Consider the following 13,745-nt stretch of genomic DNA (forward strand, 5'->3'; position numbering starts at 1 on the left):
TGCTGGGGGGGGGGGGGAAGGGGTGACTTAGGGTTTGCATCGCTACTGGCGATCCTTTACCGCCTGCCTATCACCGAATTGATGATCGCACGATCTCGTCGACATAGGTCTGCAGTGCCTTCTTCACGGTTTCACGCGGGCCGGTCATCGCTGTTTCTACCGGAGTGAGTCTGTTTGATTGGCCGTCTCGTTCGCCTGTTGCCTCACTGCATCCATCAGGTCTCGTGTCGCCTGGGCGACCTTGGCAACGGGTAGTCGATGAACGCAGTACACGCCGCCCGGATTGCCGGGCTTGCACAAATCGGGCGCAATGCACTGGCAAGGCAACGGCGGCTCAACGGTGCGGTGAAGCACCCCAAGAGGTCCCCAGATGTCGGGTGGCGTGAGGCCATAAAGGCCCACAACCGGGGTTCCGACTGACGCAGCCAGGTGCATTGGGCCGCTCTCGTTTCCCAGAAAGATAAATGCATCCGCAAGCAAAGCAGTTAATGTCTCAAGCGAGATCTTACCAACAACGCTCGCCAATGGTGACGCTGCCATGTCCAAGATTGTCTGCGCGGTTGAGCCTTCATTAGGTCCACCAACCAGTAGTGACCGCAGGCCCGTCGCGGCATAAACCTCGTCGATTATTGCAGCGAACCGTTCAGGTTGCCAACACCGCCCTTCGAACCTTGCTCCAGCGTGCACAGCGACGAAAGCTTTTACAGCCAGCTTGCTTTGCGCCAGAACCTGGGTAGACGCGCTTCGCCCAACCGGTGTGGGTTCAAGCCTCGGCGTCACTTCGCGTAATTCTATCCCAAGGGCTTCAAGCGGGGACAAATATCGGTACAAATAGTGCGCGCCTCCATGACCAAAGGGTTTAGCAATAATATTAGCAGGCTGACCTTCCCAAAACTTCAGGGGCTTTTCCGGGGGGTTGTACCCAACGCGCAGCGGAGCGCCGATTGACCTGTGCAATATCCTTGACGTCTTCGAGTCAGTTACATCAATGGTGAGATCGAATTTTCGGCGACGGAGGTCGGCGACCAAGCTTGAATATTCCTTCATCCGCTGAAGCAGACTTCTACCACCACTTCTACCGTCGAACCCGATGGCCAGGTCCGCGATATTCTGGCTGATTACGAAGTCTCGCAGGCCAGGAGCGCAGAGCATGACTATCGCAGCGTTTGGGTAAGCAAGGCGCAGATTTCGCACGAGCACCGAAGTCAGAATGATGTCCCCGATGTACTTCGCCTGAATAACGAGAATGGACTTGACAGTCTGCCGATCAACCATCGAGATATTCAGCACACCAACCTCCTGAAGGGCGGGTAATGTTGGTCATTGGTCTGTTCGCATCTCCGAGAAATGGATATCTCTTTTCACCGTCGGAGCTAGATCATCTTTGCTATAGCGTTCGGGACAGCCCATGTTGCAAGCTCCCCTAAGAAGCACTCGTCATGGCATCTGTCCCTGCCACAAGGGCAATCCAGTTTCCGCAGCGAAGTCCCTATCCTCTGCGTAGATTGGCTCGCCTCTACTCACTACCAGGCGAAGCAAATCCGCATCTTCGTCGGCATGATATCGAAAGGCATTTCGGGTGTCGTATCCATGCCCAGCCTGGGACAGGGAAAACCCGCTGACTACAACAGGGGCGAAGCCGGCGAAACGCGTCAACATGATCGCGAAGGCTCCGGTGGAGATTTTCCGGTGCCAGCCGCGGGACACATGATATTTGCCGCTAAGCCGCCAGACGATGTTGGCAAGTTGCCATTTGGTGAGCGCCTGCAAGGTATCGAAACCATAATTGAAGGTGCGACAACCAGCTTTCAGCTTGTCTTCAACGTCCGGCCAAACCGGTACGATCAGATGTTTCGCCTGCCGTCCCTTTAACAAATCGCGCTTGTAGAAGTCCTGTTCGCTCGCGCCGACTAAAATGCCGCGGCGGATGACGGCGATATCAGGAAGGCGGAGGCCGAACGTTTCCGCCAAAAGCTGGGAAGCATTGACGGTCACTAGGGCCCAATCGACACCATGTCCCTCCGGGAGGCGAAAATTCGGCGCTGACCCCATCACCAAGGCGGGACCCGTGACCCTGGGCAACCGAAGAGTTGGCCTTGAGAAGATTGGCAAGAAATCCAAAAGCGGAGCTTTCATGCGGGAACCTGAACGGCATGTTCCTCAAACGCGCGCAGAATGCTCTCTTCTCGCCTCCACAATTCGTCCCATTGCGTGGTGCCGGACCAACCCGCAAACCAAGGGCCGCCGAGCGTGTAGTGCGCCAGCGAGACATCGGCGGGATCGAGTTCCGAAGCCGAAGCCCCTACGAGGTAGTTCCATGCCAGAGGCAATTCCCCGATCTCGTGGTCCTCAAGCCATTTGAAGGCGTGGAGGTCACGTCCAGGCCACGTATTGAGCATCTCGTTGGTCAGCCGTTTGTTGGAGGGATGATCTAGATTCCACAAAACGACCGACGACCAGTTTTTGCGGCGATAGAACGTCTGCATTTGTCCGTCCATCTTGACCGCTTCGGATTCGCGTTGCTGGTGCTTAACCGCCATAATCGCGTAGGAAGGATCGACTAGATCGAGCAGCTTGGCTGGATCCTTCAGAAACAGGACATCACAATCGCAGAACATGGCCCAGCCGCCTTGCCTTATAAACGGAACGGCAAAGCGCGATATGGCAAACTCTGTCGCCATCGGCGCCTCGGAAATCGGGCACCAGAGCTTACCATCCCGTACCACCATCGGTCGCTTCATAATTCCTTGGGCTTCAAGGTCTTTGAGCACCAATGGTAGTATCTGCAACGGCCTGCTTGTCCGCCGATAAGCGCTCCATCGCGCTACGTCTAGAACGCGGGATTCCCGTGGATCATAGCCGATGTAGATTGGTATCATGCCGCAACCCTATAATTGTGCAAATTTCCTCGAATTAAGCAGGGAAGCACTGCAAGCGGAAGACCGAAGTACAGCGGATCACTTGGTCACGATGGCGAGCGTGCACGGTGATCGGCACCAAATGCGCTATTGGAAAAGATCTCGGGAGAAGCGGCCCACGGCCTCTTCCCCGTCCTTGGCGTACCAAGGGTAAATCGTAGTCTTCGGCATTGCGCGTTCCTTTCAATCTGAAGTCAGCGTTCGTTCCTACCTTCTGAAGTAGGTCGCCAACTGTTTTTCTCCACCTTGCGGAAAAAAGTCGGCAGAAGCAGCTATCCACTCCGCGTCGGAGCGCAAATATCTTGACAGAACCCGGCCGCGGCTTGGCCGAGCCCGATCGTGTCTACCGGCTGTGGAACCTTGGCCCTGCAACGCTTTACGAGCGGGAACTAAGGACAAGTCGACATCACACATGGGTCACGGCTAGGTACGGTCCTGGCGCACCCGTCACGTCTGATGCGTCGTCACCAACGCCCGCTTTTCGGCGGCGGCACAGCTGACTTCGATAATCGAGATGAGGCGCAAAGCGGCCGTCCAACCGTAGAGTTATGGACGTCTCTCTCGGGTCATTCGGGACGGGCAGGCACTAACCGATGCCGGTTTCCCTATTCACCCATAACACCCCCGCTCCACCGCCAGCCTCTTCACCAACGCCAGCACCCCATCGATCGCCGGCGTCGGCTTGCCCGTCAGCCGGCCCAGCTCCTGCACGGCGCCCACCAGCGCGTCGATCTCCATCGGGCGGCCGCGCTCCAGGTCCTGCAGCATCGAGGTCTTGTGTTCGCCGACATCGCCGGCGCCCTTGATGCGGCGGTCGACGTCTATGGGGAAGCGCACGCCGAGGCTTTCGCCGATCGCTTGCGCTTCCAGCATCATGACGCGGGCGAGCGCGCGGGTGCCTTCGTCGGCTACGATGGCGGCCAGCGTCGAGCCGGTCAGCGCGGAGATCGGGTTGAAGGAGAGATTGCCCCACAATTTTATCCAGATCTCTGCGCGTATGTCGTCGCGCACCGGCGCCTGCAGCCCGGCCTTGACCATCTCCCCGGCCAAGAGCGTGACCCTTTCGCTCTTCTCGCCCGAGGGTTCGCCGAGCGAGAAGCGTTTTCCTTCGACATGGCGGATCAGGCCGGGCGCATCGACCTCGACGGCGGGGTAGACCACCGAGCCGATGACACGCCGCGGGCCGAGCCGGTCCCAGATCGTGCCGCCGGGGTCGACCTGCTGCAGTCTGGTGCCTTCGAGCGCGCCGCAGTTTTTGTGGAAATACCACCAGGGAACGCCGTTCTGCATGGTGACGACCGCTGTGTGGTCCCCAAGCAGCGGGGCGATCTGGTCGAGCGCGGGCGCGACGGAATGCGCCTTCAGCGCCAGCACGACGTAGTCCTGCGTGCCGAGCTCTTCCGCCTTGGCGGCGGCCTTGACGGGGACGGTCGTTTCCCGCCCGTCCTCCATCAGGCGCAGGCCATTGGCCTTGATCGCGTCGAGATGCGCGCCGCGGGCGACGATCGACAGCTCGGTGCGGCCGGCGATGGCCAGCTTGGCCGCGACATAGCCGCCGATGGCGCCGGCGCCGAAAATGGTGATCTTCATGATCAGAGCCCGAGCCTGGCGGCGAGCCCGATGCGCTGCAGCTTGCCGGTCGCCCCTTTGGGGATCTCCTCCAGGATCAGCACCTTGCGCGGCACCTTGAAGTCGGCGAGCCGCATCGCGGCGTGGGCGCGGATATCGCCCTCGCTGGCGCTCATGCCTTCGCGCAGCACCACGGCCGCCGCCACCTCCTCGCCGAGCTTGTCATGCGGCATGGCGAAGGTGACGACCTGCGCCACCGCCGGATGGTCCATCAGCACATTGTCGACCTCGAGCGGCGAGATCTTCTCGCCGCCGCGATTTATGATCTCCTTCAGCCGGCCGGTGACCCTGAGATAGCCGTCATCGTCGAGCACGCCCTGGTCGCCGGTGTGGAACCAGCCATGCGCGAAGGCCGTGGCGTTGGCGTCCGGGTTCTTCTCGTAGCCTGAGGTGACATTGGGGCCGCGAATGACGATCTCGCCCGTTTCGCCGGCCTGCATCAGCCGGCCGTCCGGCGCCATCACGGCGACTTCGGGTCCGCCGGCGGCACCGACGCTGCCCGGCTTGCGCAGGCCGGGCGGCAGCCGGTTCGACGCCATCTGGTGCGCGGCCTCGGTCATCCCGTAGGATTCGATGACCGGGCAGCCGAAAGTCGCCTCGAGTTCGGCCATCACCTGCGCCGGCAGCGAAGCCGAGGACGAGCGGATGAAGCGCAGGCGTGCCGCCGCCAATGCTTCGGCGTTGCGCGCCGCGCGCGCCAGGATCGCCTGGTGCATGGTCGGCACCGCCGTGTACCAGCTCGGCCCGGCGTCGCTCAGCCACTGGAAGAAGCGCAGCGCGTTGAAGCCCGGCGTGCAATAGATGCTGCCGCCGGATGCCAGCGACGACAGCACCGCCGCGATCAGCCCATGGATGTGGAACAGCGGCATGATGTTGAGGCAGCGGTCATCCGCCGTCAGGCCGAGCGTGGCGCCGATATGGCGGGCGGAGGCCGCGACATTGGCATGGCTGAGCGGCACCAGCTTGGGGCGTGACGTCGTGCCGGAGGTGTGCAGCAGAAGCGCGATGTCGCCGTCCCCGGCCTTGGCGGGCGCCGCTTGCGGTCCGACCGCCGCGCCTTCGATGGTGAAGCTGCCGGCCGGCGCGTCTGGCGGCACGACAAGCCGCAGCACGCCAATGCCGAGGCGCTCGGCCACAGTCACGGCAAGGCCAGTCTCGGTCTCGGCGACCAGGATCGCCTTGGCGCCGATGTCGGTCAGGTAGAAATCGAGCTCGTCCGCCCGGTAGGCGGGGTTGAGCGGCGCCGTCGAGGCTGTGGCGGCGACAGCGATGAAAGCCGTCGCCATCTCCGGCCCGTTGGGCAGCACGATCGCCACCCGGTCGCCTCGGCCGATGCCCAGCGCATGGAGCTGCGTGGCGGTGGTGGCGATCAGCGCGCGCAGCCTGCCATGGGTCAGCGTCGGCCTGTCGGGCGCCAGGATCGCCGGCGCGTCGTCGGCGCCGGCGACGAGGCGGTGGGAAAGGTCTGTGTGGATTTGGGTCATGGTCACCAGCTATGTTTCAAGACTATGGCTTGCGAAAGTCCATCTGATGTCAGCGCCGCCCCTCATTGCCCTGCCGGGCATTTCTCCCCGTATAGGGACGGGGAGAAAGGGGCAGTTTCGGTCTCGGCGCCTGTTCAGCGTGGGCGATTGGCGAAACTGTCGATGACAGTGTCCCCTCTCCCCGTCACTATACGGGGAGAGGATGCCGGCAGGCAGGTGAGGGGCAGCGCCCGCGCCCGGTAGTTCCTCAATACCCCAGCGCCATCCCGTCCTTGCGCGGATCGGATGCCCCCGTCAGCGTTCCCTTTTCCCAGTCGATCAGCACCGCCTGGCCGCCGCCGAGCGGATGGTGCGGCTCGGTGATGGCGTGGCCGCGCCGCCGCAGGCCTTCGACCGCCTCGGCGGGCACGTTGCGCTCCGCCTCCACCATACCGTCATTGTAGAACACGCGCGGCGCGTCGAGCGCTTGCTGCGGGTCCATGCCGAAATCGATCATGTTGGTCAGAAGATGGACATGGCCGAAGGGCTGGTAGCCGCCGCCCATGACGCCGAACGGCATCACCACGCGGCCGTTTTTGGTCGCCATGCCGGGCATGATCGTGTGCATCGGCCGCTTGCTGGGCGCGATGGCGTTGGGGTGGGCCGGATTGAGGCGGAAGCTCGAGCCGCGGTTCTGCAGCACGACGCCGGTCTTGGGACCGACGACGCCGCTGCCGAAGGAATAATAGGTCGAGTTGATGAAGGAGACCGCGTTGCGGTCGCGGTCGACGATCGAGATATAGACCGTGTCGCTGCCCGGCAGCTGCACGTCGGGCAAATGGGTCATGGCGCGCTCGCGGTCGATCTCGGCGCGCAGCCGGTCGGCATAGGCGGCCGAGAGAAGCTGCCTCACCGGCACCGGGACATGGTCCTGGTCGCCGACGAAACGGTCGCGGTCGCGATAGGCCAGCCGCCCGGCCTCGATCTCCAGGTGCAGGCGCTCGGCGCCGTTAGGGTCGAGCCCACCGAGCTTGAAGCCCGACAGCACGTTCAGCATCAAAAGCGCCGTCAGCCCCTGGTTGTTCGGCGGCATCTGGTGGATCTCGTGGCCGCCATAGCTGACGCTCACCGGCGCCACATAGTCGCCCCTGGTCGCGGCGAAATCGTCCGCCGTGTGCAGCCCGCCCAGCTCCTTGAGCCGGCGCACCATGTCGTCGGCGACCGCGCCTTCGTAGAACCCGGCGCGGCCCTGTTTGGCGATCACCCGGAGAGTGGCGGCCAACGCGGGCTGCTTGTGCACGTCGCCGGCCTTCGGCGCCATGCCGCCCGGCAGGAAGATGCGCGCGGCATGCTCGTCGGCGGAAAGATCGGTTTCGGGTTCGGCCCAGTCGAAGGCGACGCGGTCGTGCACGACATAGCCGCTCTCGGCATAGTGGATCGCCGGCGCCAGCACTTCGGCCAGGCCCTTGCTGCCATGGTCCTCCAGCAGCCTGCACCAGGCGTCGATGGCGCCCGGCACGGTCACCGCATGCGGCCCCTGTTTGGGAAGCTCGCTAAACCCCTTGTCGCGATACCAGTTGACGGTCGCGGCCGCCGGCGCACGCCCCGAGCCGTTGAAAGCCAGCACTTCGCTTTGCCCCTTGGGGCAGTAGAGGACAAAGCAATCGCCGCCTATCCCCGTCGATTGCGGCTCGACCACGCCCTGCACGGCGGCGGCGCAGATGGCGGCATCCATGGCATTGCCGCCGGCGCGCAGCATCTCGATGGCCGCAAGCGTCGAGAGCGGATGCGATGTCGCGGCAATCGCTTCCGTGGCACGAACCGGCGAGCGGCCGGGAAACTGGAAATCACGCATCTGGTCTGGATATCCCCGGTGTCTTGAAAAAATGGGTCACTTGAAGCGAATGGGTCCGATGAAATCAATGCCGGCGGCCGAAGATCTGCGCCAGTGACAACAGCGCGACAGACAGCACGATCAGGCAGGTCGAGATGGCGGCGATGGTCGGGTCGATCTGGTCGCGCAGCGCGTTGAACATGCGGCGTGTCAGTGTCGTGGTCTCCCCGCCCGAGATGAACAGCGAGACGACAACTTCGTCGAAGGAGGTGATGAAGGCAAACAGCGCACCCGAGACGATCGAGAAGCGGATCTGCGGCATCGTCACCTGCCAGAAGGCGGCGATGCGCCCCGCGCCCAGGCTGCGCGCCACCCGCTCCTGGTTCATGTCGTAGGAGCGCAGGCCCGACAGCACCGTCAGCACCACCAGTGGCAGCGCCTGCACCGTATGCGCGATGACCAGCCCGGCCAGCGTGTTGTTGAGGCCGATGCGCGCATAGAGGAAGAAGGTGCCGATGCCGACCAGGATCACCGGGATGATCAGCGACGCCGTCAGCAGCGCGTTGATGGTGCCGTTGAAGCGCAGCGTGCCCCGGTTGATCGCATAGGCGGCGGCAGTGCCGAGCGGCGTCGCCACCAGCGCGGTCATGACCGCGACCTTCACCGACACGATGGTGGCGTCGCGCCATTCCAGCGACTGGAAATAGCTTTCATACCAGCGCAGCGACCATTGCCGCGGCGGGAACTGCAGCAGCGTCGAATCCGAGAACGACATGATGACGATGATGACCGACGGCGCGATCAGGAACAACAGCACGAGGCCGCCGAAGGCGTAGAGCCACAGCCGTTGCCGATGCGAGATCGGCAATCCGATATCTTCACTCATCGCGAACTCCATACCCCGGTGGCCCGCGCGCCGAGCAGCCACTGGAACAGGCCGAGAAGCGCCAACGTGACCACCAGCAGCACCACGCCGAGTGCCGCACCGGCGCCCCAGTTGGAATAGAGGCTGGTGGTCTGTTCCATGCGCATCGCCCACATCACCACCTTGCCGCCACCCATCAGCGCCGGCGTCACGAAGAAACCGAGGCACAGCACGAAGACGATGACCACGCCGGAGGCGAGGCCCGGCACCGACAGCGGAAAGAAGATCTGCCGGAAGGTGGCGGCCGGGCCGGCGCCGAGGTTCATGCCGGCGCGCAGGCAGTCGGTGTCGATCGTCTTCATCGAGGCATAGAGCGGCAAAACCAGAAACGGCAGCAATATATGCGTCATGCCGATGACGACGCCCGAAAAATTGTTGGCCAGCGACAGCGGCTGGCTGATCACGCCGAGATCGATCAGCCAGCTGTTGATCAGGCCCTTGCGCTGCAGGATCACCAGCCAGGCATAGGTGCGCACCAGCACCGACGTCCAGAACGGCAGGATGACGAAGATCAGGCAGATCGATGCGGCCCGGCGCGGCAGCTGCGACAACATGTAGGCCAGAGGATAGCCTGTTAGCACGCAGGCGCCGGTGACGATGAAGGCGACCTCGAAGGTGGTGATGAAGGTCCTGATGTAGGAGGCCTGCTCGAAGAAACGCGCATAGTTGGCGGCGCTCAAGGCGCCGGTCTCGTCGAACAGCGACAGCCAGAACAGCCAGCCGATCGGCACGATGATGATCGCGCAGACAAGGAACAGGCTCGGCGCCAGCAGCGCCAGCAGCCGCAATGACTCGCGCCGCGCATCGGCGCGCAGGGCCTGCGCGTTCAGGTCCTGCCCCGCCGGACTGGCGGTCTCCGTCAGGAAGGCGGACTGCGCGCTCATCCCTCGGCCGCCACCAGGATCGTGTCCTTGGCATCGAGGCCGAGCGTGATCGGCTGGCCGGGCGCCGGCAGCCTTGCCAGCACATCGCTGCGGCAATAGTCGCGCAGCGTCAGCTGGCGGCCGTCGCGCAGGCTGGCATAGCAGACGAAACTGTCGCCCTGGTAGATGATGTCGCTGACCGTCGCATCGAGCACATTGACGCCGGTCGACGGGTCGGATGCCGTGACCAGCCGCAGCTTCTCCGGCCGCACCACCATCAGATGCGGACCGGCCGGCGGCGTCGGTGCGCCGGTCTGGATCAGCCTGTCCTCATACCAGACCGAGCCATCGCGGCTTTCGACCGGGATGAAGTTCGATTCGCCGATGAAGCCGGCTACGAATTGCGTCTTCGGCGCGGCATAAAGCGTTTCGGGCTTGTCGAGCTGTTCGATGCGGCCGCCGTTCATCACCGCGATACGGTCCGACATGGTGATGGCTTCGCGCTGGTCGTGCGTGACATAGACCGTGGTCATGCCGAGACGGCGATGAAGCGCACGCAATTCGATCTGCATATGCTCGCGCAGGCCCTTGTCGAGCGCCGACAGCGGTTCGTCCATCAAGACGATGCGCGGCTCGAAGACGATGGCGCGCGCCAGGGCCACGCGCTGGCGCTGGCCGCCGGAAAGCTGGTCCACCCGGCGCTCGCCCAGGCCATGCAACTTCACCAGCTCCAGCGCCTTCTCCACCCGCTGCGCTGTCTCTGTCACACCGACGCCGCGCTGCTTCAGCGGAAAGGCGATGTTGTGGAAGACGTTCATATGCGGAAACAGCGCATAGTTCTGGAACACCATGCCGATATTGCGCCGGTGCGGCGGCGTGGTGATGATCTCGTCGCCGCCGACCTTGATCGATCCGCCATTGGCTCGCACGAAACCGGCCAGGATCATCAGCAGCGTCGTCTTCCCCGAGCCCGAAGGCCCAAGCAGCGTCAGGAACTCGCCGGCCTCGACATCGAGGTTCAGGTCGCGCAGCACCGGCACGCTGCCAAATCGTTTCTCGATCGCGCGCATGCCGATCGGCAGCGCGGATGGTGCAATGGACAAGATCGTTATCTCCGAGGCAGAGACTGAAGCAGCGGGGCGGCGCTGGTGCCGTCCCGCAATGTCAGGATTCCGGCTATTGCTGGATCAGGTTATTGAACTTTTCCGTCGCCTCGACGAGGTTGTCGCGCCAGAACTCGGCATCCTGCAACACCTGCTTCTTGACGTTTTCGGGCGCCGAGTTGATGTCCTTGATCCGCTCCGGCGGGATCTTGCCGGTCTCGAAGGCCTTCTCGTTCACCGGCCCATTGTCGACATAGAGCGGCAGGTTGGCCTGCAGTTGCGGGCTGACGAACATGGCCAGCGCCTTCATCGCCGCGTCCTTGTTCTTGGCGCCCTTGGGGATGACCATGCAATCGGCGGTGAGCACGCCCTGGTCGAAGGAGAAGCTGACCGGCGCGCCTTCCTTCTTCAAAGTGCCGGCGCGGCCGTTCCAGATGCTCGCCATGTCGACTTCGCCATCCTTCACCAGTTGCATGGCCTGGGCGCCGGAGGTCCACCAGGCATCGACATGGCCGCGGATCTTGTCGACCGATTTCAGCGCGCCGTCGATGTCGACGGGATAGACCTTGTCGATCGGCAGGCCGGAGGCGAGCGCTGCGACGCTCAGCGTCTCCGTCGCCTGGCTGCTGCTCAGCGCGCGCCGTCCCGGAAACTTTTCCACGTTCCAGAAGTCGGCCCATGTCTTCGGGCCCTTGTCGCCGAAGACATCGGTCCGATAGATCAGCACGACGGACGTATAGGAAATGCCGACCCAGTCGTCATGCACCAGCTTGGGGTTGATGCCGCTCTTGTCGATGATGCCGTAATCCAGCTTTTCGAACAGCCCTTCCTTCGAGCCGCGCGCGCATTCGTCGGCGCCGAGTTCGGTGATGTCCCATTTCACCGCATTGCCGGTGACCTGCAGGCGTACGTCATCGAGGCCGTTGGTCGTGTCTTCCTTGATGGTGATGCCGAGCGCATCGGCGGTCGGCTTGAAGAAGGCCTTGGTCTGTGCCTCCTGATAGGTGCCGCCCCATGAGGCGACGGTGATCGTGTCGGCGGCGACGGCGGGCACTGCCACGGAGGCAATGAGCCCGGCTATCGCTAGACTTCTAAAGCTGATGGTCCTGTTCATTTCGGTTCTCCGACCGGTGTTCCCATTTGTTTTTTGATTTGGCATGCGATTTTGTATACAATTTAGAATGTAACCGAGAGATCGGTGTTGTCAACTGCGGCGGGCGCGATCGATTGGATGGTGGGAACGGCGCCGCGGGGCGTGGCAAATTACGCCGACTGCGACTACAAACGAGGCGATGTCCGGCTAAAGCGGCCGGAGAACTGGAAATGGAACTTGGCCAAGGAACCAAAAAACACGCTGCGCGACTCGGTCTATTCCGCGCTCAAGGCGATGATCGTGACCGGCCAGATTCCGCCGGGCGCGCGCGTCACCGAAAGCGACATCGCGGCGAAACTCAATGTCAGCCGCACCCCCGTGCGCGAAGCCTTCAATCGCCTTGAGCGCGACGGGCTGGTCACCGGCCGGCCGCGCCAGGGCTATGCCGTCACCGAGTTCGACATCAACATGTTCCGCGAGGCCTTCGCAATCCGCGAATTGCTCGACGGCCATGCGACGGAATTGGCGGCGGCCGCCGCGACCGAGAAGGACAAGGCGCGACTGCGCGCCATGCTGGCCGAGTGCGAGCGGTTGGCCGCCATTCCCGATCGCACGACGCGCGAAAAATTCCAGGAACTGGAGGTCGGCATCGATCTCCACCGCGTCATTGCCGAGATCAGCGGCAATGTCATGCTGCATGGCATGCTGTGCGGCATCCTCGACAAGTGCCAGCATTATGTCTGGACCGAACTCTTGTGGCTCGATGAATGGAAGATCGCCCGCGACGAACACGCCGAGATCGTCGAGGCGATCTGCGCAAATGATATCAGCCGCGCCGGCGCGCTGGCCCGCGCGCATGTGCGCGGTTCGCGCGAGAACGTGCTGCGCCTGCTGCAGGCGAAATCTGATTATCAGAGCTTCCTGGCCAAGGCGTCCTGAGCAGGGCAGCCATTCGTCCTACCAGGTTAAGCCGCCCTTTCCGAGCGTGGCCACCGCGTCGACGATCCGGGTGAAGCTCGCGCGGGCGCGGCCAACGGTATGCCGAGCCCTGAGATAGCCGTGCACCAGGCCGGGCTCCTCGAACCAGGCGGCGCGCCCGCCTGCCGCGACGATGCGATCGCGATAAGCCTCGCCATCGGATGACAGCGGGTCGCACTGGGCGGTGATCAGCATGGTCTGCGGCAGATTGGCGAAATCGGCATCGGCCAGCGGATACAGCGTGATGTCACCGGTCTGGTCCACGCCGCCGGTACGGATGTTCTTGTAGAATTCAAGGTCGCGTACCGTGAGCATCGGCGCCTCGGCATGCGTCACATAGGAGCCGCGCGCGCGATCGCCGCCAAGGCCGGGATAGATCAGCACCTGGCCGATCGGCTTTTTCGCGCGGCCACGTGTCGCGTGCGCGACGGCGGCGCAAAGATTGCCGCCAGCGCTGTCGCCGCACAGCAAGACCGGGCGGTCGTAGGTCCCGGCGGCCCATTCGAAGGCGCTCATCGCGTCGTCGAAAGCGGCCGGATGCAGATGCTCCGGCGCCAGCCGGTAGTCGACCGAGACCACCTCATAACCGGTGCGGCCGCAAAGCTCGGCGCAGACGTCGTCATGGCTGTCCAGCCCGCCGAGGATGAAGCCCCCGCCATGGAGGTAGAGCACCATGGCGGCATGGTCCGGCTTTGCGTTGCGGTAGATGCGCATCGGGACATCGCATGCCGGCCCGGCAATAGCGGTCGTCTCGGCCGTCACGCCTTGCGGATAGCCGGCAAAGAACTCGCGGCACATGCGATCGTAGATCTCGCGCTGCTGCGCGATCGTGTAATCGATCGTGTCCGGCGGATAATAGGAATTCGTCCGCTCGATGAAGGCCCAGGTCTCGGCGTCGATCAGGGTTTTGTAGTCGGTCATGTCGGCTCAACCGACGTC

12 protein-coding genes are annotated in these 13,745 nt (G+C 63.3%); 1 reads left to right on the forward strand and 11 read right to left on the reverse strand.

The features are described from left to right. Positions 1 to 156: 156 nt before the first annotated feature. The 10 genes from FJ527_RS28705 to FJ527_RS28755 form a co-directional block, all read right to left on the reverse strand. The gene (locus FJ527_RS28705; RefSeq protein ID WP_246677832.1) at positions 157 to 1,290 is read right to left on the reverse strand and encodes a glycosyltransferase family 9 protein; all 1,134 of its coding nucleotides are present in this window, start codon (positions 1,288 to 1,290) and stop codon (positions 157 to 159) included. A 147-nt stretch (positions 1,291 to 1,437) separates the two neighbouring features. After that, entirely contained in the window at positions 1,438 to 1,995 is a 558-nt protein-coding gene (locus tag FJ527_RS28710; RefSeq protein WP_246677833.1) for a hypothetical protein, read from the reverse strand. 137 nt (positions 1,996 to 2,132) lie between these two features. Continuing rightward, entirely contained in the window at positions 2,133 to 2,771 is a 639-nt protein-coding gene (locus FJ527_RS28715) for a hypothetical protein (protein ID WP_224525446.1), read from the reverse strand. A gap of 756 nt (positions 2,772 to 3,527) precedes the next feature. After that, positions 3,528 to 4,508 (reverse strand): 2-dehydropantoate 2-reductase, encoded by a 981-nt coding sequence (locus FJ527_RS28720; RefSeq protein ID WP_140824654.1) that lies wholly within the window; start codon positions 4,506 to 4,508, stop codon positions 3,528 to 3,530. Between the two features lie 2 nt (positions 4,509 to 4,510). Further along, on the reverse strand, positions 4,511 to 6,031 hold the full coding sequence (locus FJ527_RS28725) for an acyl--CoA ligase (RefSeq protein ID WP_181166529.1): 1,521 nt from the start codon (positions 6,029 to 6,031) through the stop codon (positions 4,511 to 4,513). A gap of 247 nt (positions 6,032 to 6,278) precedes the next feature. Then, entirely contained in the window at positions 6,279 to 7,865 is a 1,587-nt protein-coding gene (ggt, locus tag FJ527_RS28735) for a gamma-glutamyltransferase (RefSeq protein ID WP_140824656.1), read from the reverse strand. Between the two features lie 64 nt (positions 7,866 to 7,929). Further along, on the reverse strand, positions 7,930 to 8,730 hold the full coding sequence (locus FJ527_RS28740; protein ID WP_140824657.1) for an ABC transporter permease: 801 nt from the start codon (positions 8,728 to 8,730) through the stop codon (positions 7,930 to 7,932). Beyond that, positions 8,727 to 9,653, reverse strand: coding sequence for an ABC transporter permease (locus FJ527_RS28745; protein ID WP_015314612.1), 927 nt, complete (start codon positions 9,651 to 9,653; stop codon positions 8,727 to 8,729). The genes FJ527_RS28740 and FJ527_RS28745 overlap by 4 nt, the downstream gene beginning before the upstream one ends. After that, complete coding sequence (locus FJ527_RS28750; RefSeq protein WP_140824658.1) at positions 9,650 to 10,735, reverse strand: ABC transporter ATP-binding protein; 1,086 nt, start codon at positions 10,733 to 10,735, stop codon at positions 9,650 to 9,652. The genes FJ527_RS28745 and FJ527_RS28750 overlap by 4 nt, the downstream gene beginning before the upstream one ends. A 73-nt stretch (positions 10,736 to 10,808) precedes the next feature. Further along, positions 10,809 to 11,849 (reverse strand): ABC transporter substrate-binding protein, encoded by a 1,041-nt coding sequence (locus FJ527_RS28755; RefSeq protein ID WP_140660240.1) that lies wholly within the window; start codon positions 11,847 to 11,849, stop codon positions 10,809 to 10,811. 216 nt (positions 11,850 to 12,065) lie between these two features. Here FJ527_RS28755 and FJ527_RS28760 point away from each other — a divergent pair, with 216 nt between their 5' ends. Continuing rightward, a complete protein-coding gene (locus tag FJ527_RS28760) occupies positions 12,066 to 12,767 on the forward strand; it encodes a GntR family transcriptional regulator (protein ID WP_181166528.1) in 702 nt (233 codons plus the stop codon). A gap of 18 nt (positions 12,768 to 12,785) precedes the next feature. Here the strand turns inward: FJ527_RS28760 and FJ527_RS28765 are convergent, their stop codons facing one another. Then, a complete protein-coding gene (locus tag FJ527_RS28765) occupies positions 12,786 to 13,727 on the reverse strand; it encodes an alpha/beta hydrolase (RefSeq protein WP_140824659.1) in 942 nt (313 codons plus the stop codon). Between the last annotated feature and the right edge of the window lie 18 nt (positions 13,728 to 13,745).

The sequence above is a fragment of the Mesorhizobium sp. B2-4-18 genome, assembly GCF_006441385.1.
GTDB classification, from domain to species: domain Bacteria; phylum Pseudomonadota; class Alphaproteobacteria; order Rhizobiales; family Rhizobiaceae; genus Mesorhizobium; species Mesorhizobium australicum.